Source organism: Paragemmobacter ruber (assembly GCF_009908315.1).
Taxonomy (GTDB): domain Bacteria; phylum Pseudomonadota; class Alphaproteobacteria; order Rhodobacterales; family Rhodobacteraceae; genus Paragemmobacter; species Paragemmobacter ruber.
Window position 1 is genome coordinate 635,861 of sequence record NZ_JAAATW010000001.1, and the last position, 25,410, is coordinate 661,270.

A 25,410-nucleotide genomic window follows, 5' to 3' on the forward strand; every position below is an offset into this window, starting at 1 on the left:
TTTCCTTCGCCGGATGACCGTGCAGTTTCGAGAAGGTCGCGAAAGCGATCAAGCCGGAAAAGTTTCTGCGCGCGCACGCGGAAACCGTGCCGCAGCGCAGCGCGAAATTGCGCGATTCAATCACAAACCCTTGAGAAATCAGGACATACAGCAATCATGCCGTGCGCCAATGTTCGCTTTTTATTAAATCGCGCAAAAGCGAAAAAAGTGGATTGACCAATGCGTAGGATTCGTACCAACCTCTCAACCGCTAGGGAGGAGACTGGCGTGAACACGAAGACAGGGCCCGCTGCGGCCGACCTCTTCATTATTGGCGGCGGCATCAACGGCTGCGGGATCGCGCGCGATGCCACAGGCCGCGGGCTTTCTGTGGTGCTGGCCGAACAGGGCGACCTGGCGCAGGCCACCTCGTCGGCCTCGACCAAACTGTTTCACGGCGGCCTGCGCTATCTGGAATACTTCGAGTTCCGGCTGGTGCGCGAAGCGCTGGAGGAACGCGAAACGCTGCTGGTCGCCATGCCGCACATCTCTTGGCCGATGCGTTTCGTGCTGCCCTATCACCCCGACATGCGGTTCGAAGGCGACACCCCCACCGGCAGGCTGCTTGCCCGCCTGATGCCGTGGATGAAGGGCCGCCGCCCGGCCTGGCTGATCCGGCTGGGGCTGTTCCTGTATGACACGCTGGGGGGGCGCAAGATCCTGCCTGCCACCCGCACGCTGGACCTGACCCGCGATGCGGCGGGCAAGCCGCTGCAACCCCGCTTCCGCCACGCCTACGAATATTCCGACTGCTGGGTGGAGGATTCCAAGCTCGTCTCGCTGAACGCCCGCGACGCGGCGCAGCGCGGGGCCACGGTGATGACCCGAACCCGCGTAGTTTCGGCCAGCCGGGTGGATGGCCTGTGGCAGATCGTGACCGATGGCCCCGACGGCAGCCAGACCTTCCAGGCCCGCGCGCTTGTGAATGCGGGCGGGCCATGGGTCGAGGATGTGATCCGCAACGTGGCGCGCATCAATTCGTCCGAAGGCGTCCGTCTCGTGCGCGGCAGCCATATCGTGACGAAAAAGCTCTACGATCACGACCGCTGCTATTTCTTCCAGGGCACGGATGGACGCATCATATTTGCCATCCCCTACGAACAGGATTTCACCCTGATCGGCACGACCGACAAGGATCACAAGGGCGCCCCCAAGGATGCCGCCTGCACCGATGAGGAACGCGATTACCTGCTGAACTTCGCCAGCCAGTACTTCGCCAAGCCGGTGACGGTGGCAGATGTCGTCTGGGCCTATTCCGGCGTGCGGCCCCTTTACAATGACGGGGCCAAGTCGGCCACGGCGGCCACGCGGGATTATGTGCTGTCGCTGGACGAAAACGGTGCGCCGCTCTTGAACGTGTTCGGGGGCAAGATCACCACCTACCGCCGCCTTGCCGAATCCGCGCTTGAAAAGCTGACCCCCTTCTTCCCGCAGGCCACCGGGCCATGGACGGCCCGCGTCGCCCTGCCCGGCGGGGATTTCCCGCATGACGGGGTGGCCGCGCTGACCGCCGCGCTGCGGGCGCGTTTCCCGTTCCTCACCGATTACTGGGCCGCGCGCCTGATCCGCGCCTATGGCTCCGAAGCCGAGACCATGCTGGGTGCGGCCCGCAGCGCCGCCGATCTGGGCCGCGATTTCGGCGCCACCCTGACCGAGGCCGAGGTGCGCTGGCTCATGACCCATGAATTTGCCCGCGCCGCCGCCGATATCGTCTGGCGGCGCACCAAGCTTGGCCTGCGGATGACCGCGGAACAGATCGCTGCGTTGGATGCCTTCATGGCAAGCGTGGCCAACCACGGGGCGATCAGCCCCGCGGCGGAATGAGGGGGATAGATGGCTCTGGAACTGCAAGCCGTCAGCCGTGTCGTGAAGGGGCAGATGCACATCCACCCCACGACGCTGACGCTGGAAAAGGGGACGATGAACGTCCTTCTGGGCCCCACGCTTTCGGGCAAGACCTCGCTCATGCGTCTGATGGCGGGGCTCGACGCGCCCAGCACCGGCCGCCTGATGTGGCACGGGCAGGATGTGACGGGCGTCCGCGTGCAGGATCGCAAGGTCGCCATGGTCTATCAGCAGTTCATCAACTACCCCGGCCTGACGGTCTATGAAAACATCGCCTCGCCCCTGCGCCTGATGGGCAAGGACCGCGCCGCGATCGACCGCGCCGTGCGCGAAACGGCGGAGATGCTGAAACTCACCCCCATGCTCGACCGCAAACCGCTGGAGCTTTCGGGTGGCCAGCAGCAGCGCTGCGCGCTGGCCCGCGCACTGGTGAAAGGGGCGGGCCTCGTCCTGCTCGATGAACCGCTGGCCAACCTCGACTACAAACTGCGCGAGGAACTGCGCGCCGAAATCCCCCGCATCTTCGAAGAATCCGGCGCGATCTTCGTCTATGCCACCACCGAACCCGAAGAGGCGCTGCTTCTGGGCGGCAACACCGCCACGCTGTGGGAGGGCCGCGTCACCCAATTCGGCCCCACACCGCAGGTCTATCGCCAGCCGGCCGACGCCACCACGGCGCGGGTCTTCAGCGATCCGCCGATGAACTTCGTCGCCTGCACCAAACAGGGCCAGCGCATCAATTTCGGGGGCGAGGCGACCGTCCCGGCGGATGGCGCCCTTGCCGCCCTGCCGGATGGTGTCTACACCGCCGGGTTCCGCGCAAACCACCTGCACCTGCACAGCCATGCCGGGGGCGCCGTTGCCTTCCGCTGCACGCTCGGCGTGTCCGAGATCACGGGATCGGAAACCTTCCTGCACCTCGCCCATGGCGGCGACCGCTGGGTGGGCCTTGTCCATGGCGTGCATGACCTGCAGCCGGGGACCGAGGTCAGCGTCTGGCTCGACCCCGCCCATGTCTACATCTTTGATGCCGACGGGCGCCTTGCTGCGCCCGCGGCCTATGCGGCGGCGGCCTGAACCATGTCCCAGATCACGCTCAAGAACCTTGCCCACAGCTACCACGCCAACCCGCGCGGCGACCATGACTTCGCCCTGAAACAGATGGATCATGTCTGGCAGGACGGGGGCGCCTATGCGCTTCTGGGATCGTCCGGCTGCGGCAAGACCACGCTTCTCAACATCATCTCCGGTCTGCTCAAGCCCAGCCAGGGCCGCGTGCTGTTCGGGGATCGTGATGTGACCGATGCCGAAACCGCCGAACGCAACATCGCGCAGGTTTTCCAGTTCCCGGTCGTCTACGACACGATGACGGTGCGCGACAACCTCGCCTTCCCCTTGCGCAACCGGGGCATGGACGCGGCCTATATCAAGGCGCGCGTGTCCCAGATCGCCACCATGATCGGGATGGACCACATCCTTGACCGCAAGGCGCGCGGCCTGACGGCCGATGCCAAGCAGAAGATCTCCCTTGGCCGCGGCATGGTGCGCGAGGATGTGAATGCCATCCTCTTCGACGAACCGCTCACCGTGATCGACCCGCATATGAAGTGGGAATTGCGGACCCAGCTGAAACAGCTGCACCGCGAGTTTGGCCATACGATGATCTACGTCACCCATGACCAGACCGAGGCGCTGACCTTCGCCGACAAGGTCGTGGTCATGTATGACGGCCGTGTGGTCCAGATGGGCACGCCCGAAGACCTGTTCGAAACCCCCGCCCATACCTTCGTGGGCTATTTCATCGGATCCCCGGGGATGAACATCCTTCCGGCAGAAATCCGGGGCAGCACCGCGCATCTGCAAGGCGCCGCCGTCCCGCTGGGTGCGGCCTACGGGCCAATCACGGGCCGCACCCAGATCGGCATCCGCCCGGAATATGCCGTCCTGACCGAAGGCGACGGCCTGCCCATCACCATCCGCCGGGTGGAAGACGTGGGCCGCCACCGCATCATCCGGGGCGAGGTCGCGGGCACGCCCGTCAATGTCATCGCGCCCGAAGGCATGGCTGTAGGCGCCAGCCTGACCCATGTCCGCTTCACGCCCGAACGCATCAATGTCTATGCCGACGACTGGCGCGTCGCGCCCGCCGGGGGGGCCGTCTGATGGAAAAGACCCAGAACAACAAGGCCTGGTTCCTCGTCCTGCCCGTCCTCGTGATCGTGGCCTTCTCGGCGGTGATCCCGCTGATGACGGTGGTCAACTATTCGCTGAACGACACCTTCGGGAACAACGAATTCTTCTGGGCCGGGATGGAATGGTTCGAAGAGATGGTCACCTCCGACCGCCTGCACGAGGCGCTCGGTCGTCAGATCCTCTTCTCTGCCATCATCCTCGCGATCGAGGTGCCCTTGGGCATCTACATCGCGCTCAACATGCCGAAAAAGGGCTTCTGGGCATCGGTCTCCCTTGTGCTGATGGCGCTGCCGCTCCTGATCCCCTTCAACGTCGTGGGCACCATCTGGCAGATCTTCGGGCGCGTGGATATCGGCCTTCTTGGCCATTACCTCGCCGAGTTTGGGATCGACTACAACTACACCAACGATCCGCTTGATGCCTGGATCACGGTCATCGTCATGGATGTCTGGCACTGGACATCGCTGGTGGCGCTTCTGTGCTATGCTGGCCTGCAATCCATCCCGCAGGCCTATTATCAAGCCGCCCGCGTCGATCAGGCCTCGCGCTGGGCTGTGTTTCGCTACATCGAACTGCCCAAGATGGCGGGCGTCCTGCTGATCGCGGTCCTTCTACGCTTCATGGACAGCTTCATGATCTACACCGAACCCTTCGTCGTCACCGGCGGCGGACCGGGCAACTCCACCACCTTCCTGTCCATCGACCTTGTGAAGATGGCCATCGGTCAGTTCGACCTCGGCCCCGCCGCCGCCTTCTCGATCATGTATTTCCTTGTGATCCTGCTGGTGTCGTGGGTCTTCTACACGGTGATGACCAATCTCGACAAAGAGGAGGGCAAGTAACATGCGCCTGCGCGGCTCCGCCCTTGTGATGACGCTTTACCTCTTGTTCCTGCTGATCCCGATCTATTGGCTCGTGAACATGAGCTTCAAGACCAATACCGAGATCACATCGACCTTCACCCTTTTCCCGCACGAATTCACCCTGCGGAACTATGCGGTGATCCTGACCGATCCGTCGTGGTATATGGGCTATGTGAATTCGATCATCTATGTGGTGATGAACACGGTCATCTCCATCACCGTGGCCCTGCCCGCCGCCTATGCCTTCTCGCGCTACAGCTTCATGGGCGACAAACACCTGTTCTTCTGGCTGCTCACGAACCGCATGGCCCCGCCTGCCGTCTTCGCGCTGCCCTTCTTCCAACTCTATTCGTCAGTCGGGCTTTTCGACACCCACATCGCCGTGGCCTTGGCGCATTGCCTCTTCAACGTCCCCCTCGCGGTCTGGATTCTTGAGGGCTTCATGCGCGGCGTGCCCAAGGAAATTGACGAGACCGCCTATATCGACGGCTACAGCTTTGGGCATTTCTTCATCAAGATCTTCATGCCCCTGATCGCCAGCGGAATCGGCGTCGCGGCCTTCTTCTGCTTCATGTTCTCATGGGTGGAACTGCTGCTCTCGCGCACGCTCACATCGGTGAACGCCAAGCCCATCGCTGCCACAATGACCCGAACCGTCTCTGCCTCGGGCATGGATTGGGGCGTGCTCGCCGCCGCGGGCGTCCTCACCATCATCCCCGGCGCGCTGGTGATCTATTTCGTCCGCAACTACATCGCCAAGGGCTTCGCCCTGGGAAGGGTGTGATGACCGCCTCCCGCTGGAACACCATCTACCTCATCACCGCAGGCATCCTCGCCGCCATCCTCGCGGCGCTGATCGCCGCCACACCGCGCACGGAAGAGGGGATCGACTGGTTCGCCCCCATGGTCCCCGGCGGCTGGATGGCATGGACCTTCCCGGTGGCGCTGTTCTTCTTCGTGATCGGCAGCCTGCTCATCCTCTTCACGCTGCTGGCGATCCGCTATCCCGAAACGCCCCGTCGCGGCATCCTGCGCATCGAAACGACGCGCGGCGACCGGCTTTTCATATCGCTCTTGGGTTCGGCCTTCATTTGCCTGGGCTGGCTCTTCTTCTTCGGTGCTCCCCTCTGGGGCGCGCTGATCCTTTGCCTGATCTATGCGGCAGCGGTGTTCCGCTGGGTGTGATCCAAGGCATGACAGCGCCGGGGGGGCCGGATGCGACCCTTCCCCCCCGGCAGAACGAAAGACGGCACGTCTCACATTCTGGGAGGAAAGTAATGAGACTCAGACACACGGCAACCGCGATGGCGCTTGCGCTGATCGCCATGGGCTCGGCCCCCGCCTGGGCCGACATGGAGGCCGCAAAGGCCTTCCTCGACGCTGAAATCGGCGATCTCTCCACCCTGTCCCGCGCGGATCAGGAAGCCGAGATGCAGTGGTTCATCGACGCCGCCGCCCCCTTCGCCGGGATGGAAATCAAGGTGGTGTCGGAAACCATCACCACCCATGAATACGAATCCAAAGTCCTCGCCCCGGCCTTCACCGCCATCACCGGCATCAAGGTGACGCACGACCTGATCGGCGAAGGCGACGTGGTGGAAAAGCTGCAAACGCAGATGCAGTCGGGCGAGAACATCTATGACGCCTACATCAACGACTCGGACCTGATCGGCACCCACTGGCGCTATCAGCAGGCCCGCAACCTGACCGACTGGATGGCCGGCGAAGGCGCGGCCGTCACCAACCCGAACCTCGACATGGCCGATTTCATCGGCCTGAAGTTCACCACCGGCCCGGATGGCAAGGTCTACCAGCTGCCCGACCAGCAGTTCGCGAACCTCTACTGGTTCCGCTACGACTGGTTCAACGACCAAAAGACCAAGGACGACTTCAAGGCCAAGTATGGCTACGATCTCGGCGTTCCGCTGAACTGGTCGGCGTACGAAGACATCGCCGAATTCTTCACCGGCCGCGACATGTCCTATGCGGGTGGCCCGGCGACCGGCGTCTATGGCAACATGGATTACGGCAAGAAGGACCCCTCGCTCGGCTGGCGCTACACCGACGCCTGGATGTCCATGGCCGGCATGGGCGACGTGGGCGAACCCAACGGCCTGCCGGTCGATGAATGGGGCATCCGCGTGAACGAAAACTCGCAGCCCGTCGGCTCCTGCGTTGCCCGTGGCGGTGCCACGAACGACGCCGCCGCCGTCTACGCTGTGACCAAGGCCATCGAATGGCTGCAAAAGTTCACGCCCCCGGAAGCACAGGGCATGACCTTTGGCGAAGCGGGCCCCGTTCCTGCCCAAGGCAACATCGCCCAGCAGATGTTCTGGTACACCGCCTTCACCGCCGACATGGTCAAGGAAGGCCTGCCCGTGATGAACGAGGACGGCACGCCCAAGTGGCGCATGGCCCCCTCGCCGCACGGCGCCTACTGGCAAGAGGGCATGAAGGTCGGCTATCAGGACGCCGGGTCCTGGACGCTGATGGAATCCACCCCGGTGGACCGCGCACAGGCCGCATGGCTCTATGCGCAGTTCGTCACCTCCAAGACCGTGGATGTTAAGAAGTCGCATGTCGGCCTGACCTTCATCCGCGAATCGACGATCCAGCACGAAAGCTTCACCGAACGTGCGCCCAAGTTGGGCGGTCTGGTCGAGTTCTACCGCTCGCCCGCCCGCGTCCAGTGGTCGCCCACCGGCACCAACGTGCCGGACTATCCGAAGCTGGCGCAGCTGTGGTGGCAGAACATCGGCGACGCCATGTCGGGGGCCAAAACCCCGCAAGAGGCGCTCGATGCCCTGTGTGAAGAGCAGGAAAAGGTGCTGGAACGTCTGGAGCGCGCAGGCGTTCAGGGCGATATCGGCCCGAAACTGAACGAGCCGCAGGATCCGCAGGTCTGGATCGACGAACCCGGTGCGCCCGTCGGCAAGCTGGAGAACGAAAAGCCCGCGGGCGAGACGATCTCCTATGACGAGCTGATCAAGTCCTGGCAGCAAGGCTAAGGCCAAAAGGGCGGGCGTCCCAAGGGCGCCCGCCCGCTTCTTCCTTGTCGAGACACCCCCGCGGGACAGCCTTCCCGCCCGCGCCATGGCTTGCGCTTGGATGAGTGTCTTCACCAGCAAGAAGAAACGAACAGGGGCAGACATGACCCATATCCTCGCCATCGACCAGGGCACCACGTCCTCTCGCGCCATCATCTTCGACGCCGCCCTCAAGGTGCGGGCCGTCGCGCAAGAGGAATTTCCCCAGCACTACCCCGCCTCCGGCTGGGTAGAGCATGATCCCTCCGATCTCTGGTCCACCGTCGCCGGCACCGCCCGCGCCGCCATCGAAAGGGCCGGGATCGGTGCCGACAGCATCGCGGCCATCGGCATCACCAACCAGCGCGAAACCACCCTGATCTGGGACCGCGCCACGGGCGAACCCATCCACCGCGCCATCGTCTGGCAGGACCGCCGCACCGCCGACATCTGCGCCGGGCTCAAGGGCGAAGGCCACGAGCCGATGATCACCTCCCGGACGGGCCTGCTGCTTGATCCCTATTTCTCGGGCACCAAGATCAAATGGCTGCTCGACCATGTCCCCGGCGCCCGCGCCCGCGCCGCGCGCGGCGAACTGGCCTTCGGCACGGTTGACACCTTCCTCATCTGGAAACTCACGGGCGGCCGCGTCCACGCCACCGACGCCACCAACGCCGCCCGCACCCTCATCTACAACATCGCCAAGGGCGAATGGGACGCCGACATCTGCGCCCTTCTCGATATCCCGATGTCGCTCCTGCCCGAGGTCAGGGACTGCGCCGCCGATTACGGCACCACCCGCCCCGATCTTTTCGGCCGCCCCATCCCCATCCTCGGCGTGGCGGGCGACCAGCAGGCCGCAACCGTAGGTCAGGCCTGCTTTGCGCCCGGCATGATGAAATCCACCTATGGCACGGGCTGCTTTGCGCTGCTCAACACAGGGGCGGACATGGTGCCCTCGAAGAACCGCCTGCTGACCACCATCGCCTACCGCCTCGACGGGCGCACGACCTATGCCCTCGAAGGTTCCATCTTCATCGCGGGCGCCGTGGTCCAATGGTTGCGCGACGGGCTCAAGATCATCCGCGAGGCAAAGGAAACCCAGCCGCTGGCCGATGCCGCCGATCCCTCGCAGGACGTGGTCCTCGTTCCCGCCTTCACCGGCCTTGGTGCGCCCTATTGGCGGCCCGATTGCCGCGGCGCGGTCTATGGCCTCACCCGCAATTCCGGCCCCGCCGAACTGGCCAAGGCCGCGCTGGAAAGCGTTGGCTACCAGACCCGCGACCTCTTGGAGGCGATGCGCTCCGACTGGGGCGCCGCCGCCGATGGCATCCTGCGCGTGGATGGCGGGATGACGGCCAGCAACTGGGCCATGCAATTCCTCGCCGATATCCTCGGCGCCCCCGTGGATCGCCCTGTGGTGACCGAAACCACCGCCCTCGGCGCGGCCTATCTTGCGGGCCTGAAGGCGGGGCTCTTCCCCGATCCGGAGAGCTTCCAGAAATCCTGGGCACTGGACCGCCGCTTCACCCCCATGATGGACGACCGCACCCGCAGCGCGAAATACGCCCGCTGGGGTCGCGCCGTCGCCGCCACCATGACCGTGTGACCCCCTCCCCAACCCTCCCCCGCCCACGGGGGAGGGAGAAGCCCCGCTCGCGCGACCAAAGTCACTATCCCCGCCGCCCCCATCCCCTTCCTCCAATATCTGGGGCAGGATCAGGGATGGGGTGGATATCCCAAAAGAAACCGGAGGAACCGCATGCCCCCCTTCGCCATCGCCATGCCCCAGCGCATCCTCTTCGGTCGGGGCGAGGCGCAGAAGGCCCCCGCCCTCCTCACCCCCTTCGGCCCCCGCGGTCTGGTCATCCACGGCGCCTCCGCCGCGCGGGCGGCATGGCTCCTCGACGCCCTTCGCGCGGCCGGTGCCGAAACCCTCGCCCTCCCCTGCCCGGCCGAGCCTACCCTGCCGATGCTGGAAGCGGCCCTCGCCCGATCCCGCCCCTTTGCACCCTCATGGGTCGCGGCCCTCGGCGGCGGCGCGGCGCTCGACCTCGGCAAGGCGCTCGCCGCCCTCATCCCCGCCCCCACCCACCCGCTCGACCATCTGGAAGTCGTTGGCAAAGGCCTCCCCCTCGCCGCCCCGCCGCTGCCCTTCATCGCTCTGCCCACCACCGCAGGCACCGGGGCCGAGGCGACAAAGAACGCCGTCATCGGCCTTCCAGACCACGGCAGGAAGGTCAGCCTGCGCGATGACCGCATGCTCGCCCGCATCGCCATCGTCGATCCCGCACTCACCGACAACACCCCCCGCGCCACCACGCTGGCCTCCGGCCTCGACGCGATCACGCAGGTGATCGAACCCTTCGTCTCCTGCAAGGCCACCCCCTTCACCGATGCAATCACCGCCCCCGCCATCCCGCACGGACTGACCGCCCTCAAGCGCCTGATGGAGGCCGAAGATGCGCAGGCCCGTGACGCGCTGGCCTATGTCTCGCTCACCGGCGGCCTCGCGCTTGCCAATGCAGGTCTCGGCGCGGTGCATGGCCTGGCCGGCGTCATCGGCGGCCTCACCCCCGCCCCGCATGGCGCGATCTGCGGCGCGCTTCTGGCCCCCATCCTGCGCCTGAACCGGGCAAAGGCTACCGGCGATGCCGCCCGACGCCTCGATCAGGTCTTCGGCCACATCGCGTCCGCCCTCGGCGGCGCCCCGGCGGATGCCCCCGCGACCCTCGCGCTTTGGGCGAAACGCGCAGGCCTGCCGGGCCTGACCACCCAAGGGCTGCCCGCCGAACTGCACGCCGCTGTTGCCGAGGCGGCCCTCAGCTCCTCGTCGATGAAGGGAAATCCGATGCCCCTCACCACCGATGACCTGACCGAGGCGCTGCAAGCCGCCGCCTGAAGCCTGCCCTTCATCTTGGCCAAAATACCCGCCGGGGGTCCGGGGGTGGCAAACCCCCGGGGTCCGCCACCCCGTGCCGCACCCGCAGGAGACACGCTTCCCTCCCCCTTCTTCAGGGGGAGGGTCGGGGAGGGGGTCACCCCCCCGGCACCAGCCTCAGAACCCGGCCCCTTGCGACCAGCGCCAGGCATCGCGGATCATCGCATCAAGGCCCCGCTCCGGCGCCCAGCCCAGCTCGTCCCGCGCGCGATCCGACCCACAGACCAGCGCCGCCGCGTCGCCCGCGCGCCGCGCGCCCTCTACGATGGGCACCGCGCGGTTCGTCACCACCCGGGCATGGTCGATCACCGCCCGCACCGAATAGCCCGTCCCGGTCCCCAGACAGAAGACCCGGCTCCCCTTGCCGCCCTCCAGCCAGCGCAGGCCCCGCACATGGGCATCGGCCAGATCGGTGACATGGACATAATCGCGCACGCAGGTGCCATCCGCCGTCGGATAATCCGATCCGAACACCGTCAGCGCCCCACGCCTGCCCTCCACCGCATCCAGCATCAAGGGGATAAGATGCGTCTCCGGCTCATGACGCTCGCCCACCTCCCCCTCGGGATCGGCCCCCGCCACGTTGAAATAGCGGAAGATCACCGATTGCAGCCCATGGCTCGCCCCGAAATTCCCCAGCATCTGCTCGATGGCCAGTTTCGACGCGCCATAGGCATTGATCGGGCGCTGCGGCGTATCCTCGTCCAGCACGACCCCGTCCTGATCGCCATAAGTCGCGCATGTGGAGGAAAAGACGAACTTCTCAACCCCCGCCGCCACACAGGCCTCGATCAGGTTCAGCGCGCCCCCCACATTCACCCGCCAATAGCGCCCCGGATCGGCCATCGATTCACCCACCAGCGACAGCGCCGCGAAATGCATCACCGCCACCGGCCGCCACTCCCGCAGCGCGGCGTCGATGCTGGCGCGGTCCATCAGATCGCCCTTCACCAAGGGGCCGAACTTCACCGCCGCCTCCCAACCCGTGGACAGATTGTCGAAACAGACCGGCACATAGCCCGCGCGCGCCAGCGCCTTGCAGGCATGGGCCCCGATATACCCTGCCCCACCTGTCACCAGAACATGCCGCACCACTGAAACCATCCCCTTCTGCTGTATCGCGTGCGGCCATGCTAACCCTCCGCTCCGGCAATGACAAACCGCCATCCCAAAGCGCCACATCCCGGCCCGCCGCACGCCGCCTTACCGATCCGTTCACCATCGCGCCCAATCCTCCGCGGCCAGTCCTCTGGCCAGAAGGTTCCCGATGTCCGACGATACCCCACTCCTGTCCCTGCCCCTGATCCTGCCGGCACAGGCGCAAAAACACGTCACCCATAACGAGGCGCTGCGCCTGCTCGACCTGCTGGTTCAGCTCGCCGTGATCGACCGCACGCGCACCACCCCCCCCGCCCTGCCCGCCGAAGGCGACCGCCACATCGTGGCTGCGCCCGCCAGCGGCCTCTGGGCCGGGCAAGAGGGCAAGGTCGCCGCCTTCTGGGGCGGCGCCTGGGCCTTTCTCGCGCCGCGCGCGGGCTGGCTCGCCCGCGTCCTGGCCGAAGACCTGACACTGGCGCATGACGGCGCGGGCTGGGGCCCTGCGCAGACCCCGCCCGAAACCCTGCCGCGCCTCGGCATCGCGGCCACGGCGGATGCGACCAACCGCCTTGCCGTCTCCGCCCCAGCGGCGCTCTTCGACCATGCCGGTCAGGGCCACCAGATCAAGGTGAACAAGGCCAGCCCGGCAGATACCGCCAGCCTCCTGTTCCAGACCGCATATTCCGGCCGCGCCGAAATGGGCCTTGCCGGGACCGACGGCTTCGCCCTGCGTGTCAGCGGCACAGGCGCGGCCTTCACCACGGCGCTGGCCACCGATGCGGCCACCGCCACGGTGGCCCTGCCCGAAGGCCTGATCGCAGCCCCCCTCGTGCTGCGCGATCCGGCCGATCCGGCCAAACGGGCGACGCTGGACATCACCCCCCTCACAGCCGGTTCCCAGCGCGCCTATACCCTGCCCAATGCCAGCACCGAACTCGCAGGCCTCGCCGGAACCCAGACTTTCACCGGCGCCAAATCCTTTTCGGGCACCTTCAACGTATCCGCCGGAACCGCCACCTTCGGCTCCGGCACCGGCAACGCGACCTATGGTCTGGGCTCCGGGGCCACCGGATCGGGCGGCAGCAAATCCATCAACATCGGCACCAGCGGTGCCGCAGGGTCCACCACCACCCTCACCCTCGGCCCCGCCAATGCCGCGGCGAGCGGCAGCACCACGATCCACGGCACCACCCTCACACTCGGCCCGACGCTCGCGCAGTTCGACATGGGCGCCGCCTCGGCACGCGCGGCGCAACTGGGCATCGGCGGGGCCACGGGCGATGCGACGAACCGCCTATCCGTCTCTGGCCCCGGCGTCCTGTTCACCCACGCCGGCGCGGGCGTCGAGGCGACGGTGAACAAATCCGGCTCCGCCGATACCGCCCAGATCAGCTTCAAGACCGGCTTTTCCACCCGCGCCCAATTCGGCCTTCTGGGCAGCGATGACCTCGGCCTCAGCGTCAGCGCGAATGGCGCGGCCTTCCAAACCGTCTTCACCGCCGACGCGGCCACCGGGCGCCTGACGCTGGCGCAGCCCCTGTTCCTGCAGGGGGCCGCCGATCCGGCCAGCCCGCCCGACGGCCTGATCTGGCATCACGCAGCGGCAGGCCAGATCCGCGCCCGTTTGGGCGGCCAGACCCTGCGGCTGGACGGCCAGCAAGAGATCGCATGGCTCACCCCGCCCGCGGGCGAACTCGTCCTCACCACCACAGGCGTGGGCGGCGGGGCCACCACCACGCTGGCAGGGGCCGCCGGACGGATCGACCTGTTCCCCTTTCTGCCGCGCGCCGATCTGGGGATCGACCGGCTGGTGCTCAACGCCACCACCGCCGTTGCAGGCGCGCTGGCGCGCGTCCTCGTCTATGCCAGCGATGCCAACGGGCGGCCCGATGGCCTGATCCTCGAAACCGGCGACCTCGACCTCGGGACGACGGGGACGAAATCCGCCACCGTCGGGCTGACTCTGCGACAGGGGCGCTGCTACTGGCTCGGCACCCGCCATTCCTCTACGGCCACCACATCGGCCTGGGCGCTGACGGCGACGCCTGATCTGAACGGCGGCACAGCCCCCGCCACCACCGCGCGCAAGGTGCTGCGCCGCACGGTGGCCTGGGCCAATCCGGCCCCCGCGACCTGGGGCTATGCCGCGGCCGAGATCAGCGCCACCACCGCCCCCGCAATCTGGCTGCGCATGGCATGACGCGGCCCCCTTCCCGCAACACTGCACAAGGGAAATCGACCGGGGCGTTTGACAGCGCGAATCCCCCTACCCTACACAGGCAGGCGTGAAGGTCTGTCTCAAACGGGTGATGAGTCATGAAGATTGCGATGATCGGGACGGGCTATGTCGGCTTGGTCTCGGGTGTGTGTTTTTCGGATTTCGGGCATGATGTCGTCTGCATCGACAAGGACCCGGCCAAGATCGACCGGCTCCGCGCGGGCGAGATTCCGATCTTCGAACCGGGCCTGCAGGACCTGATGGCCAAGAACGTGGCCGCAGGCCGGCTGTCCTTCTCGCTCGATCTGGCTTCGGCGGTGGATGGGGCCGATGCCGTCTTCATCGCCGTCGGCACCCCCACCCGCCGCGGCGACGGCCATGCCGACCTGCGCTACGTCATGGCCGCGGCCGAAGAGATCGGCCGCGCGCTGACCGGCTATGCCGTCGTCGTCACCAAATCCACCGTCCCCGTCGGCACCAACCGCAAGGTGGCCGAGGTGATCCGCGCCACCTCGCCCGCCGCCGATTTCGACATTGCCTCCAACCCCGAATTCCTGCGCGAAGGCGCCGCGATCGACGATTTCATGCGCCCCGACCGCGTGGTGGTGGGCGTCGAAGGCGACCGGGCGCAAAAGGTGATGTCCGACATCTACCGCCCGCTCTTCTTGCGCGATTTCCCCATCGTCTTCACCGATCTGGAATCGGCCGAGATGATCAAATACGCCGCCAACGCCTTCCTCGCGACCAAGATCACCTTCATCAACGAAATCGCCGCCCTTTGCGAACGGGTGGGGGCCGACATCAAGTCGGTGTCAAAGGGCATCGGGCTCGACGGCCGCATCGGCAACAAATTCCTCCACGCCGGCCCCGGCTATGGCGGATCGTGCTTCCCCAAGGACACCAAGGCCTTGGCCCGCATCGGGCAGGAACATGCGGTGCCGATGCAGATCGTGGAAACCGTCATCAAGGTGAACGATCAGGTCAAGCAACGCATGCTCGACAAGATCGTCGATCTACTCGACGGCACGATCAACGGCAAGACGGTGGGCATCCTCGGCGTCACCTTCAAGCCCAACACCGATGACATGCGCGACGCGCCCTCGCTCACCATCGTGCCCGCCTTGGTCGGCGGCGGCGCCAAGGTCCGCGTGATGGACCCGCAGGGCCAGCACGAGGGCGAGGCGCTGCTGCCCCATGTCCGCTGGGTGGAAAACGCCTATCACGCGGCCCAAGGCGCGGATGTGCTGGTGATCCTCACGGAATGGAACGAGTTCCGCGCGCTCGACCTGCAAAAGCTCGCCCGCAAGATGAACACCCCCCGCATGGCCGATCTGCGCAACATCTACAACCGCGACGACGTGCTGGCGGCAGGGTTCGAAACCTATGTCGGCGTCGGCAGGTAAGCAAAAGGCCGGGGAATATCCCCGGCCTTTCCGCTTCTTTTGATGGCGGGCCTCAGACGACCCGCTCCACCATCATCTTCTTGATCTCGGCAATCGCCTTGGCCGGGTTCAGCCCCTTGGGGCAGGTCTTGGCGCAGTTCATGATCGTGTGGCAACGATACAGCTTGAACGGATCTTCCAACTGATCCAGCCGCTCCGGCGTCGCCTCATCGCGGCTGTCGATGATCCAGCGATAGGCATGCAGCAGCGCCGCAGGCCCCAGATACTTGTCGCCATTCCACCAGTAAGACGGGCAGGACGTGCTGCACGACGCGCACATCACGCATTCATACAGCCCGTCCAGCTTTTTCCGATCCTCGATCGACTGCCGCCATTCCTTCGCGGGGCGGTTCGTCTTGGTCTCAAGCCAGGGCATGATGCTGGCATGCTGGGCATAGAAATGCGTCAGGTCCGGGATCAGGTCCTTGATCACCGGCATATGCGGCAGCGGATAGATCTTCACATCCCCCCGCACCTCGTCCAGCCCATAGATGCAGGCCAGCGTGTTGATCCCGTCGATGTTCATAGCGCAAGACCCGCAGATGCCTTCCCGGCAGGACCGGCGGAAGGTCAGCGTCGGGTCGATCTCGTTCTTGATCTTGATCAGCGCGTCCAGAACCATGGGCCCGCAGGTATCCATATCCACGAAATAGGTATCGACCCGCGGGTTCTCGCCATCATCGGGGTTCCAGCGATAGATCTGGAACTTGCGCACATTCTTGCCCTCGGGCTTCGGCCATGTCTTGCCGGTGCGCACCTTGCTGTTCTTGGGAAGCGTGAACTGGACCATTTCCTATCCCCTCCATTCCGGGAATGAATAGAGCGGCCGCGTCGGCGGCTGCCCGGATTTCTGATAGACGCAAGAATCGAACACCGCCGAAGGATCACGCCCCAACAGGAAGTCCGAGGTGATCGTCACCTCACCCCCGATCGAGCTGCGCCCCCCGCTGCCGACCCCCACATTCACCTCGCCCCGCGGTTGCTGCGCCAGACGCGCGCGTTCGAAGCACTGCCGTTCGGCCCGGTCCACGGGGATCGGCCCGCAGGCCACCAGCACGACAGGAAGGAACCACAGCGCCCGCATCTTCATGCCCCCAACGCCACGCCCGACGCGGCAAGACAGGCCTGCGTCTCGCTCCGCGCCACGATCGCCCAGACGGTGGCCTCGGTCGAGGTGCCGGCATAGACGCCCACATCGCGCACCAGCGCCTGCACCTCTGCCGCCGTGGCACTCTGCACCACGCAATTCGTCGCCGCATCGGCCTGCGCGCCCGACAGCCGGTCATCCACGATGGGGCGCACCACGCTTTCGGCCGTGCGGCGACCGATCTTGTCGGCCACATCCTTCGGCGAACAGGCGGCAAGGACCACGGGCACCAACACAACAAGAAGGGGACGGATCACGGCTGCACCTCCGATCTGGGAACGTGCCGCCAGACTGCCACGCCCGCGCCGCGCATCGCAGCCCGGCCGCGCCACAGGCGCGACGGACAGGCGCATCACCGCCGATGTGGCCCCTGCCCGCATCAGAACTTCCGCTCCGCCGGGGCGATCTTCTTCAGGCTGATCCCGCCCTCGGCTTCCGTCGTCAGCGGATCGACATGCACCCCGCGATAGCCAAGCGTCACCTTGGCCCCGTCGATCCAGGCCAGCGAATGCTTGCGCCAGTTCACATCATCGCGGTGCGGATGATCCTCATGCGCATGCGCGCCCCGGCTTTCGGTCCGCGCATGCGCCCCGTAGATCGTGGCCAGCGCATTGGGCATCAGGTTCGTCAGTTCCAGCGTCTCCATCAGGTCGCTGTTCCAGACAAGGCTGCGATCCGTGACCTTCAGATCATCCATCTTGCCCGCAATCGCGGTCATCTTCCGCTCGCCCTCGGCCAGCGTCGCCTCGGCCCGGAATACGGCGGCATCCGACTGCATGGTCTTCTGCATCTCCAGCCGCAATTCCGCTGTGCCGGTCGTACCCTTGGCATGGCGCAGGTCGTCGAACCGGCCCAGCGCGCGCTCGACCTCGGCCTTGTTCACCGATGGCACGGGCGTCTTCGGATCCACGATCTGCCCGGCCCGGATCGCCGCCGCGCGGCCGAACACCACAAGGTCGATCAGGCTGTTCGACCCCAGCCGGTTCGCGCCGTGCACGCTCGCACAGCCCGCCTCGCCCACGGCCATCAGGCCGGGGAAGATGCGGTCGGGATCATCCGCCGTGGGGGCCAGCACCTCGCCCCAGTAATTCGTGGGGATGCCGCCCATGTTGTAATGCACGGTGGGCAGAACCGGGATCGGCTCTTTCGTCAGGTCCACGCCTGCAAAGATGCGCGCCGACTCGGATATCCCCGGCAGGCGCAGTTCCAGCGTTTCCTTGGGCAGGTGGTTCAGGTGCAGGTGGATATGGTCGCCATTCGCGCCCACGCCCCGCCCTTCGCGGATCTCCAGCGTCATGCAGCGGGACACATAGTCGCGCGGCGCCAGATCCTTGTAATGCGGCGCGTACCGCTCCATGAACCGCTCGCCATTGGCGTTGGTCAGATAACCCCCCTCGCCCCGCGCGCCCTCGGTGATCAGACAGCCCGATCCGTAGATCCCCGTCGGGTGGAACTGCACGAATTCCATATCCTGCAAGGGCAGGCCTGCCCGCGCCACCATCCCGCCGCCATCCCCGGTGCAGGTATGCGCGCTCGTTGCGCTGAAATAGGCCCGGCCATAGCCGCCCGTCGCCAGCACCACCATCTTGGCGTTGAAGACATGGATCGTCCCGTCATCCAGCTTCCACGCCACGACACCCGTGCAGGCCCCATCCGTGATGATCAGGTCCAGCGCGAAATATTCGATGAAGAATTCCGCATTGTTCTTCAGGCTCTGCCCATACAGCGTGTGCAGGATCGCATGTCCCGTCCGGTCGGCGGCGGCACAGGTGCGCTGCACCGGCGGGCCTTCCCCGAACTCGGTCGTATGGCCGCCAAAGGGGCGCTGGTAGATCTTGCCCTCTTCCGTGCGGGAAAACGGCACCCCGTAATGCTCCAGCTCATACACCGCCTTGGGCGCCTCGCGGGCCAGATACTCCATGGCGTCCGTATCACCCAGCCAGTCCGACCCCTTCACGGTGTCATACATGTGCCACTGCCACGAATCCGGCCCCATGTTGCCAAGGCTGGCCGCAATCCCCCCCTGCGCCGCAACGGTATGCGACCGCGTCGGAAAGACCTTCGTCACGCAGGCCGTGCGTAGCCCCTGCTCCGCCATGCCCAGCGTCGCGCGCAGGCCGGCCCCACCGGCCCCCACCACGACCACGTCATAGTCATGCACTTCATACGGATAAGCCGTCATCTCAGCCCCAAATCTCAAAGCGCGATGCGGACAAGGGCATAGAACCCCGTCGCCATCACCACGTAGGAAAGCGAAATCGCCGCGATCACGAGGGCCTTCTTGGTATGCCCCCGCGCATAATCCTCGATCATCATCTGCGCGCCCTTGGCGAAGTGGCGCATCGATACGAACAGCACCAGCCCCGTGACGATGGCCGGGAAGGGCCGCGCAAAGGTGGCCAGCACCGCCTCATGCCCCTGCCCCAGGGCGCTGCCGAAGATGTAGACCCAGACCGGCAGCAGGAAGGCCAGCGCCACCGCGCTCACCTGCATGTACCAGTGATGTTCGGTCCCCGTATGCCCCGCGCCCTTGCCCATGGCGCGCTTGCGGTCCGTCAGATAGCGCATCCTCCGTCCCTCCTTACACGATCACGATGGTCAGCACGGTCAGCACGACCGACCCGATCACACAGGCCCAGCCCAGCTTCTCCGCCGTGGGAATGTCGAGGCCCTTGCCTGCGTCATAGATCAGGTGGCGGATCCCGGCGAGGTAGTGGTACCACAGCGCCCAGGCCGACAGGGTAAAGACCAGATCGCCGAACCAGCTTGTCGCCACCGCATCCGCGATCGCGAAATACTCGGGCGACACCGCCGCCGCCAGCAGCCACCACACCGCCAGCAGGGTGCCGACGATCAGCCCGTTCCCCGTGATCCGCGTCAGGATGGATGTGATCGAGGTAAGCTGCGGACGATAAATCTGCAGGTGCGGGGAAAGGGGTCGCTCGACCCGCTTCGCTTCAGCCATCTCGGTTCCCTTCGTCGCTGGCTTGCCCGTCCAGTCGGACCGGCGGGCGCGCATTCTTGGCCTTATGACGGATGTGAATAGCGTTTTTTGCGGGCGAGTCACGCATCACAACGCCGCAGATGCAGGCTGTTGGCGCTAAACCGCAGAAAATTTTCGATTTGTGATCACACCCGGAAAAAGCGTGATCACAGTTTTCCTCACTCCTGCGGCGCGGTGGACAGGATGTATTCCGCCATCTCGCTGCACATCGTGATCATCTTTTCCGACGGGTCATAGAAGGCGTTGGCCTCTTCGCAAGGCGCCACCTGCACCCCCACGGGCTCGGGCAGAGTCCAGACGGAATTGAGGTAATCCACCTCCTCCAGAATCGCCGCCTCGATGTAATCCGCAGGCTCACCCTCGCCCTGCCAGACAAGGCTATCGCCCGGCCCCGCGGCCTCCAGCTCATCCAGATAGACACCCCATGACCCGGCGGCGAGGTCGAACTCGTCGGGGCATGTCGCCGCGCGATCCTCGGGCAGGCCATAGTCCACAGCCAGCGCCTCGCGCTCCTCCGGCGCGCCCCCGTAGTAAAGGCAAAGATAGGTGAAATACCGCCGCTCATCTGGCGAATGAACGCCCCAGAAGGCCGGCTCATACCCCGCTTCCGCCGTTTCGACCGCGCTCGCCCACCAGAAATTCGCCGCCGCCGCAACCTTGGCCTCGGACGATTCGGCATCCCACAGCCGGTCGATCATCACGACCGACAGCACATCCGCCGCATCCTCCTCCAGCCCCAGCACGGGCAACTGCATCACGTCGATCAGCGCGTGGCCGAGTTCGTGATAGAAGATCGTCAGCATCACGTCGCGGGCATACCACTCCGCATCGGTCAGGTTCAGCTCTTCGCCGGCGAGACTGTCGTCTTCCCCACCCTGTCCGTCCCCGGACGGCCCCTTGTAGCCAAGGCTCTGCGCCGCCGCCCCGCAGGACAGCGACAGACAGATAACAAGGGAACCGATCAAACGCAGCATGATTGAACTCTTGCCGAACGCGCCGCACCGATCAAGCGCGATTTTGTGATCACAAGCCCCCTCACACGGGCACCAGCGCCCAGTAATCCAGATCCAGCAGAACCTCGGGCAGGTATTTCCCATCCGCCCCCTTCAGGCCAAAGGGCGCCGCGCCGTCCTTCACCGCCACCAGCCGCAGGCGCAGCGCACCCACGCCCGGCGTCGCGGTTTCCGCGCGGTCCAGCACCTCGGACCAGGCCCGCACCGTATCCCCCGCAAAACAGGGGTTGGCATGGGCGCCCCCGTTCAGCGCCACGATCATCTGCGCATTGGCCAACCCGTTGAACGACAGGGCGCGGGCCAGCGAAATCACGTGGCCCCCATAGATCAGCCGCCGCCCATCCTCGCGCTGGGTCACGTCGAAATGCACCTTCGACGTGTTCTGCCACAGCCGCGTCGCCATCAGGTGATCGGCCTCTTCCACCGTCACCCCATCCACGTGGTCGATCCGCTCACCCACCGCGTAATCCGCAAAGCGGTGCCGCTCCCCCGCCAGCGCGAAATCGTAGCGCGAAAAGTCCAGCTCTTCAGGCAACACCAGCGCCTCGGGCTGCACCACAGGCGCAAGCGACGGCACCACCGCCGCTGGGGCAGGCGCTTCGAGACGCGCTTTCTTCACCATCACCCAACGCACATATTCCAGCACCGCCTCGTCGCGCTGGTTGATCCCGCGGGTGCGGACATAGACCACGCCCGACTTGCCGTTCGAGTTCTCCTTCAACCCGATCACGGTCGATTCCGACCGCAGCGTATCGCCCGCATAGACCGGGGCCAGCCAGCGCCCCTCGGCATAGCCGAGGTTCGCCACCGCATTCAGGCTGATATCCGGCACGGTCTTGCCGAAGACCACATGAAAGGCGATCAGGTCATCCATGGGCGCCGCAGGCAGCCCGCAGCCCCGCGCGAACGCGTCGGACGAATACAACGCCCCCCGCGCAGGATAGAGCGCATGGTAAAGCGCGCGCTCCCCGCCCGACACCGTGCGCGGCACGGCATGGACGATCGTCTCGCCCAGAGTGTAATCCTCGAAAAACCGCCCCGGATTGGTCTTCATCGCCTGCCTTCTCCCGTAGGATGGGCAAGACTGCCCATCCTACCCACCCGTCTCTGTCCCCGTAGGATGGGCCAGTCGGCCCATCCTACATCTCACCCAGTTTCACATCCGGCGCATAGGTCCCCGGCACATCCTTCACCACCGCCTGCCCACAGCGCATGACGCCGCGCGCGGCGTCGAAGGCATAGGTCGGCCCGCCATGCAGTTCCCACCCCTTGTTCAGGGCTGCCGTCACCTTGTGGCAAAAGGCGGATGTGTCATCCTCCGACAGGAAGCGGTACAGTTTCATCCTCTCACCCCCCGATCAGCCCCACGGCTGATAGCCCAGCCAGTTGTGGATCAACATGATCCCCACCGTGACGACCACCGTCCCCACGATCGCCTTCCACTCCGCCCCGGGCTTGGCCACCGGCGGGGTCCAGTCCCGCTGCGCCCGGTTGATCAGGATGACCGACACCACCGCCCAAGCCAGCAGCCCACCGAACAGGATCAGCGACGGCAGATCACCATTCACCAGAAGATGCGCCACCGCCCAGGTCTTCACCGCCGTCAGTTGCGGATGCCGGATGCGCCGCGCCAGCGCGGCCTTGGTGCCCGACGCCGCATAAAGATAGACGGCAAACACCATCAGCAGGTTGTTGATCCCCACCAGCGCCGCATTGCGGCCCCACCAGACCGCCGCCTCCGCCTTCGCCGCGCCATAGCCGAAATACATCATCACGACCGAGGCGAGGATGGCCACGGCCACGATCCCCCGGCCCGCATTGCCCAGACGCGCCCGCGCCTCAGGCACCACGCGCTTGAACAGATGCGCCCCCCACCACAGGGCCATGCCAAGGATCAACAGGGTCATCGCTCACACCTCCTGGCTACCGACGCCGCCGCACCCTGCCCCTATTCCGCGCCCACCGCAATTCTCTGCACCCCGAACGCCTGCACCCCGGCTTCCAGCAGCCGGATCGCCTCGGCCCGCGCCAGCACCGCCTGCGCGCTCACCACATGCAGGTTCTCCACGATCCGCCCGTCCAGCACCGCCACGCCCTGCCCCTGCGCCTGCGCCGCGTTGAAGGCGGCGATCTGCCGCCGCGCCAGATCGACCTCTGCCTCGCTGGGGGCAAAGGCGGCATTGGCGATCTCCACCTGCGCGGGATGGATCAGCGTCTTGCCGTCAAACCCCATGTCACGCCCCTGCGCACATTCCGCCGCCAGCCCCGCCTCATCCCTGAACGCGTTGAAGACCCCGTCCACGATCACCCGGCCATGCGCCCGCGCCGCCAGCAGGCACATCCCCAGCCCCGCCATCAGGGGCATCCGGTCCGCCCGGCTCCGGCAGCCCAGTTCCTTGGCCAGATCGTTCGTCCCCATCACCATCCCTGCCAGCCGGGTATGCGCTGCGATGGCGGCGGCGTTCAGCATCCCCGCCGCCGTCTCCATCATCGCCCAGAGGGGCTTTTCCCCCGCCACCGCCGCCACGGCATCAAGATCCGCCGGACCATTCACCTTTGGCACAAGGATCGCCTCCACACCCGGATGGGCGGCAAAGGCCGCCGCATCCGCGCGCCCCCAATCCGTGTCAAAGCCATTGATCCGCACGATCCGCGCCCGTGGGGCATAATCAACTTCGGCAAGAAACCGCGCCAGCGTCGCCCGGGCGGCAACCTTCTCTTCCGGGGCGACCGCATCCTCCAGATCGAAGATGATCGCATCCGCAGCCAGACCGCGCGCCTTCTCCAGCGCGCGCTCCTTCGAGCCGGGAATATACAGCACAGACCGGTAAGGGCGTGTCATCCGAGTCGCCTCCGCGCAAGATTCTTTCGCCTAAAGGCACGATTTCGGAAGTATCGGCAAGCCCCATAATGCCGCGTCGCAGCATTTCCGGGGTGGAAAGGGGGAAAGGACGCAGCGTTAACCATTCTTCAGTGGGTTGCGGGCGAGACTTCCCCTCGCGGGGATCGTCCCCGCCTGATGGGAGTTCGCCATGATCCGCCGTCCCGCCTTCCTTGTTGCCCTCCTCCTCGCCGCCAGCCCCGCCGCCGCCCTGCAATGCGGCAGCCGCGACACCGTCACCATCACACTCGCCGAACGCTATGGCGAGGTGCGGCAGGCGCTCGGCCTTGCCCAGAACGGCGTGGTGATGGAGCTTTACGCCGCCCAGTCGGGCAGTTGGACCATCATCATCACCCGCCCCGACGGCATGACCTGCCTGCTCGCGGCGGGAGAGGATTTCCAGCCGACCCCGCAAACGCCGCCCCCGCCCGGCGATCCGGCCTGACACTGAGGCAGGGGGGGGGAGTGCGCCACAGGCAGGCGGGGGTGGGCCACACCCTCCCGCACCCCCCCACACCCCTCATTTCCCCGGACAAAGGCCCCCGCCCCGGATGTGAGCGCAAACATCCCCGCCCGGCCCTTTCTTCCGCATTTGCCGCATCCCATCGCATACCGGAAAGCTTGCCAGACGCGCCCCGGCGGCGTAGCAACGCGCCCGACAACAACCCAAGACGGGAGACCCGGACCATGGCACGACCCAAGATCGCCCTCATCGGCGCCGGCCAGATCGGCGGCACGCTCGCCCATCTCGCCGCCATCAAGGAACTTGGCGATGTGGTGCTCTTCGACATCGCGGAAGGCACGCCGCAGGGCAAGTCGCTCGACATCGCCCAGTCCGGGCCGTCGGAAGGCTTCGACGCCGTGATGAAAGGCACCAACGACTATGCCGATATCGCGGGCGCCGATGTCTGCATCGTCACCGCCGGTGTTCCCCGCAAACCGGGGATGAGCCGGGATGACCTGCTCGGCATCAACCTCAAGGTCATGAAATCCGTGGGCGAGGGCATCAAGAAGCACGCCCCGAACGCCTTTGTCATCTGCATCACCAACCCGCTCGATGCGATGGTCTGGGCGCTGCGCGAATTCTCGGGCCTGCCGCACAACATGGTGGTGGGCATGGCCGGCGTGCTCGATTCCGCGCGGTTCCGCCACTTCCTGTCGGTGGAATTCAACGTCTCGATGCGCGACGTGACCGCCTTCGTCCTCGGCGGGCACGGCGACACGATGGTTCCGCTGGTCCGTTACTCCACCGTGGCGGGCATCCCGCTCCCCGATCTGGTGCAGATGGGCTGGACCACGCAGGAAAAGCTCGATGCCATCGTTCAGCGCACCCGCGACGGCGGGGCGGAAATCGTGGGCCTACTGAAAACCGGCTCCGCCTTCTATGCGCCCGCCACCAGCGCGATCGAGATGGCCGAATCCTTCCTCAAGGATCAAAAGCGCCTGCTGCCCTGCGCGGCCTACGTCAAGGGTGCCTACGGCCTTGACGGGCTTTATGTCGGCGTTCCCACGATCATCGGCAAGAACGGTATCGAACGCATCGTCGACATCAAGCTCAACGCCGCCGAACAGGCGATGTTGGACAAGTCGGTGGATGCGGTGAAAGGCCTTGTCGCCGCCTGCAAGGGGATCGACCCGTCGCTGGCCTGATCGCCCGACCCGTGCTAATCCAGACGGGGCGCCCTGCCACGGGGCGCCCC

The 25,410-nt window shown here is 65.9% G+C and carries 25 protein-coding genes; 13 read left to right on the forward strand and 12 right to left on the reverse strand.

Annotation, left to right across the window (positions count from 1 at the left end; genetic code table 11):
* The first annotated feature begins 219 nt into the window (after nucleotides 1–219).
* The 9 genes from glpD (at nucleotide 220) to GU920_RS03130 (ending at nucleotide 10,868) form a co-directional block, all read left to right on the forward strand.
* Complete coding sequence (gene glpD, locus GU920_RS03090) at nucleotides 220–1,863, forward strand: glycerol-3-phosphate dehydrogenase (RefSeq protein ID WP_161765498.1); 1,644 nt, start codon at nucleotides 220–222, stop codon at nucleotides 1,861–1,863.
* A 9-nt stretch (nucleotides 1,864–1,872) separates the two neighbouring features.
* Nucleotides 1,873–2,961, forward strand: coding sequence for an ABC transporter ATP-binding protein (locus GU920_RS03095; RefSeq protein ID WP_161765499.1), 1,089 nt, complete (start codon nucleotides 1,873–1,875; stop codon nucleotides 2,959–2,961).
* Nucleotides 2,962–2,964: 3 nt separating this feature from the next.
* Nucleotides 2,965–4,047: an ABC transporter ATP-binding protein gene (locus GU920_RS03100; protein WP_161765500.1), complete on the forward strand. Its 1,083-nt coding sequence runs from the start codon at nucleotides 2,965–2,967 to the stop codon at nucleotides 4,045–4,047.
* The gene (locus GU920_RS03105) at nucleotides 4,047–4,919 is read left to right on the forward strand and encodes a carbohydrate ABC transporter permease (RefSeq protein WP_161765501.1); all 873 of its coding nucleotides are present in this window, start codon (nucleotides 4,047–4,049) and stop codon (nucleotides 4,917–4,919) included. The genes GU920_RS03100 and GU920_RS03105 overlap by 1 nt, the downstream gene beginning before the upstream one ends.
* A 1-nt stretch (nucleotide 4,920) precedes the next feature.
* Nucleotides 4,921–5,724 carry a carbohydrate ABC transporter permease gene (locus GU920_RS03110; RefSeq protein ID WP_161765502.1) on the forward strand — a complete coding sequence of 268 codons (804 nt, stop codon included), beginning with the start codon at nucleotides 4,921–4,923 and terminating at the stop codon, nucleotides 5,722–5,724.
* Between the two features lie 119 nt (nucleotides 5,725–5,843).
* Entirely contained in the window at nucleotides 5,844–6,125 is a 282-nt protein-coding gene (locus tag GU920_RS03115) for a DUF2160 domain-containing protein (RefSeq protein ID WP_161766500.1), read from the forward strand.
* A gap of 92 nt (nucleotides 6,126–6,217) precedes the next feature.
* Complete coding sequence (locus tag GU920_RS03120; RefSeq protein WP_161765503.1) at nucleotides 6,218–7,948, forward strand: ABC transporter substrate-binding protein; 1,731 nt, start codon at nucleotides 6,218–6,220, stop codon at nucleotides 7,946–7,948.
* A gap of 142 nt (nucleotides 7,949–8,090) precedes the next feature.
* Nucleotides 8,091–9,575: a glycerol kinase GlpK gene (gene glpK, locus GU920_RS03125; RefSeq protein WP_161765504.1), complete on the forward strand. Its 1,485-nt coding sequence runs from the start codon at nucleotides 8,091–8,093 to the stop codon at nucleotides 9,573–9,575.
* Between the two features lie 153 nt (nucleotides 9,576–9,728).
* Nucleotides 9,729–10,868, forward strand: a complete 1,140-nt coding sequence (locus GU920_RS03130) for an iron-containing alcohol dehydrogenase (RefSeq protein WP_161765505.1) — start codon at nucleotides 9,729–9,731, stop codon at nucleotides 10,866–10,868.
* A gap of 156 nt (nucleotides 10,869–11,024) precedes the next feature.
* Here GU920_RS03130 and galE read toward each other — a convergent pair whose 3' ends face one another.
* Nucleotides 11,025–12,002: a UDP-glucose 4-epimerase GalE gene (gene galE, locus GU920_RS03135; RefSeq protein ID WP_161766501.1), complete on the reverse strand. Its 978-nt coding sequence runs from the start codon at nucleotides 12,000–12,002 to the stop codon at nucleotides 11,025–11,027.
* 172 nt (nucleotides 12,003–12,174) lie between these two features.
* On the opposite strand from galE, the gene GU920_RS19285 reads away from it, so the two are divergent.
* Both GU920_RS19285 and GU920_RS03145 read left to right on the forward strand, forming a co-directional pair.
* The gene (locus tag GU920_RS19285; protein WP_201743960.1) at nucleotides 12,175–14,205 is read left to right on the forward strand and encodes a DUF2793 domain-containing protein; all 2,031 of its coding nucleotides are present in this window, start codon (nucleotides 12,175–12,177) and stop codon (nucleotides 14,203–14,205) included.
* Between the two features lie 116 nt (nucleotides 14,206–14,321).
* Entirely contained in the window at nucleotides 14,322–15,626 is a 1,305-nt protein-coding gene (locus GU920_RS03145; protein WP_161765506.1) for a UDP-glucose dehydrogenase family protein, read from the forward strand.
* A 52-nt stretch (nucleotides 15,627–15,678) separates the two neighbouring features.
* Here GU920_RS03145 and GU920_RS03150 read toward each other — a convergent pair whose 3' ends face one another.
* From GU920_RS03150 to GU920_RS03200, 11 genes are all read right to left on the reverse strand, one after another.
* Nucleotides 15,679–16,455: a succinate dehydrogenase iron-sulfur subunit gene (locus tag GU920_RS03150; protein WP_161765507.1), complete on the reverse strand. Its 777-nt coding sequence runs from the start codon at nucleotides 16,453–16,455 to the stop codon at nucleotides 15,679–15,681.
* Between the two features lie 3 nt (nucleotides 16,456–16,458).
* Complete coding sequence (locus GU920_RS03155; RefSeq protein ID WP_161766502.1) at nucleotides 16,459–16,749, reverse strand: hypothetical protein; 291 nt, start codon at nucleotides 16,747–16,749, stop codon at nucleotides 16,459–16,461.
* A 2-nt stretch (nucleotides 16,750–16,751) separates the two neighbouring features.
* Complete coding sequence (locus GU920_RS03160) at nucleotides 16,752–17,192, reverse strand: hypothetical protein (RefSeq protein ID WP_235933029.1); 441 nt, start codon at nucleotides 17,190–17,192, stop codon at nucleotides 16,752–16,754.
* Nucleotides 17,192–18,994, reverse strand: a complete 1,803-nt coding sequence (gene sdhA, locus GU920_RS03165; RefSeq protein WP_161765508.1) for a succinate dehydrogenase flavoprotein subunit — start codon at nucleotides 18,992–18,994, stop codon at nucleotides 17,192–17,194. Before sdhA ends, GU920_RS03160 begins: the two co-directional genes overlap by 1 nt.
* A gap of 14 nt (nucleotides 18,995–19,008) precedes the next feature.
* On the reverse strand, nucleotides 19,009–19,380 hold the full coding sequence (gene sdhD, locus GU920_RS03170; RefSeq protein WP_161765509.1) for a succinate dehydrogenase, hydrophobic membrane anchor protein: 372 nt from the start codon (nucleotides 19,378–19,380) through the stop codon (nucleotides 19,009–19,011).
* A 13-nt stretch (nucleotides 19,381–19,393) separates the two neighbouring features.
* Nucleotides 19,394–19,777 carry a succinate dehydrogenase, cytochrome b556 subunit gene (gene sdhC, locus GU920_RS03175; protein ID WP_161765510.1) on the reverse strand — a complete coding sequence of 128 codons (384 nt, stop codon included), beginning with the start codon at nucleotides 19,775–19,777 and terminating at the stop codon, nucleotides 19,394–19,396.
* Between the two features lie 197 nt (nucleotides 19,778–19,974).
* Nucleotides 19,975–20,790 carry a DUF4344 domain-containing metallopeptidase gene (locus GU920_RS03180; protein ID WP_161765511.1) on the reverse strand — a complete coding sequence of 272 codons (816 nt, stop codon included), beginning with the start codon at nucleotides 20,788–20,790 and terminating at the stop codon, nucleotides 19,975–19,977.
* Between the two features lie 61 nt (nucleotides 20,791–20,851).
* A complete protein-coding gene (locus GU920_RS03185; RefSeq protein WP_161765512.1) occupies nucleotides 20,852–21,883 on the reverse strand; it encodes a MaoC family dehydratase in 1,032 nt (343 codons plus the stop codon).
* Between the two features lie 85 nt (nucleotides 21,884–21,968).
* A complete protein-coding gene (locus GU920_RS03190) occupies nucleotides 21,969–22,172 on the reverse strand; it encodes a DUF1737 domain-containing protein (protein WP_161765513.1) in 204 nt (67 codons plus the stop codon).
* 15 nt (nucleotides 22,173–22,187) lie between these two features.
* Entirely contained in the window at nucleotides 22,188–22,736 is a 549-nt protein-coding gene (locus GU920_RS03195) for an NnrU family protein (RefSeq protein WP_161765514.1), read from the reverse strand.
* Nucleotides 22,737–22,777: 41 nt separating this feature from the next.
* Nucleotides 22,778–23,671 (reverse strand): HpcH/HpaI aldolase/citrate lyase family protein, encoded by an 894-nt coding sequence (locus tag GU920_RS03200; protein ID WP_161765515.1) that lies wholly within the window; start codon nucleotides 23,669–23,671, stop codon nucleotides 22,778–22,780.
* Nucleotides 23,672–23,861: 190 nt separating this feature from the next.
* Between GU920_RS03200 and GU920_RS03205 the strand changes: the two genes are divergently transcribed.
* Both GU920_RS03205 and mdh read left to right on the forward strand, forming a co-directional pair.
* Complete coding sequence (locus GU920_RS03205) at nucleotides 23,862–24,155, forward strand: hypothetical protein (protein WP_161765516.1); 294 nt, start codon at nucleotides 23,862–23,864, stop codon at nucleotides 24,153–24,155.
* Between the two features lie 242 nt (nucleotides 24,156–24,397).
* Nucleotides 24,398–25,360, forward strand: a complete 963-nt coding sequence (gene mdh, locus GU920_RS03210; protein WP_161765517.1) for a malate dehydrogenase — start codon at nucleotides 24,398–24,400, stop codon at nucleotides 25,358–25,360.
* Nucleotides 25,361–25,410: the final 50 nt, after the last annotated feature.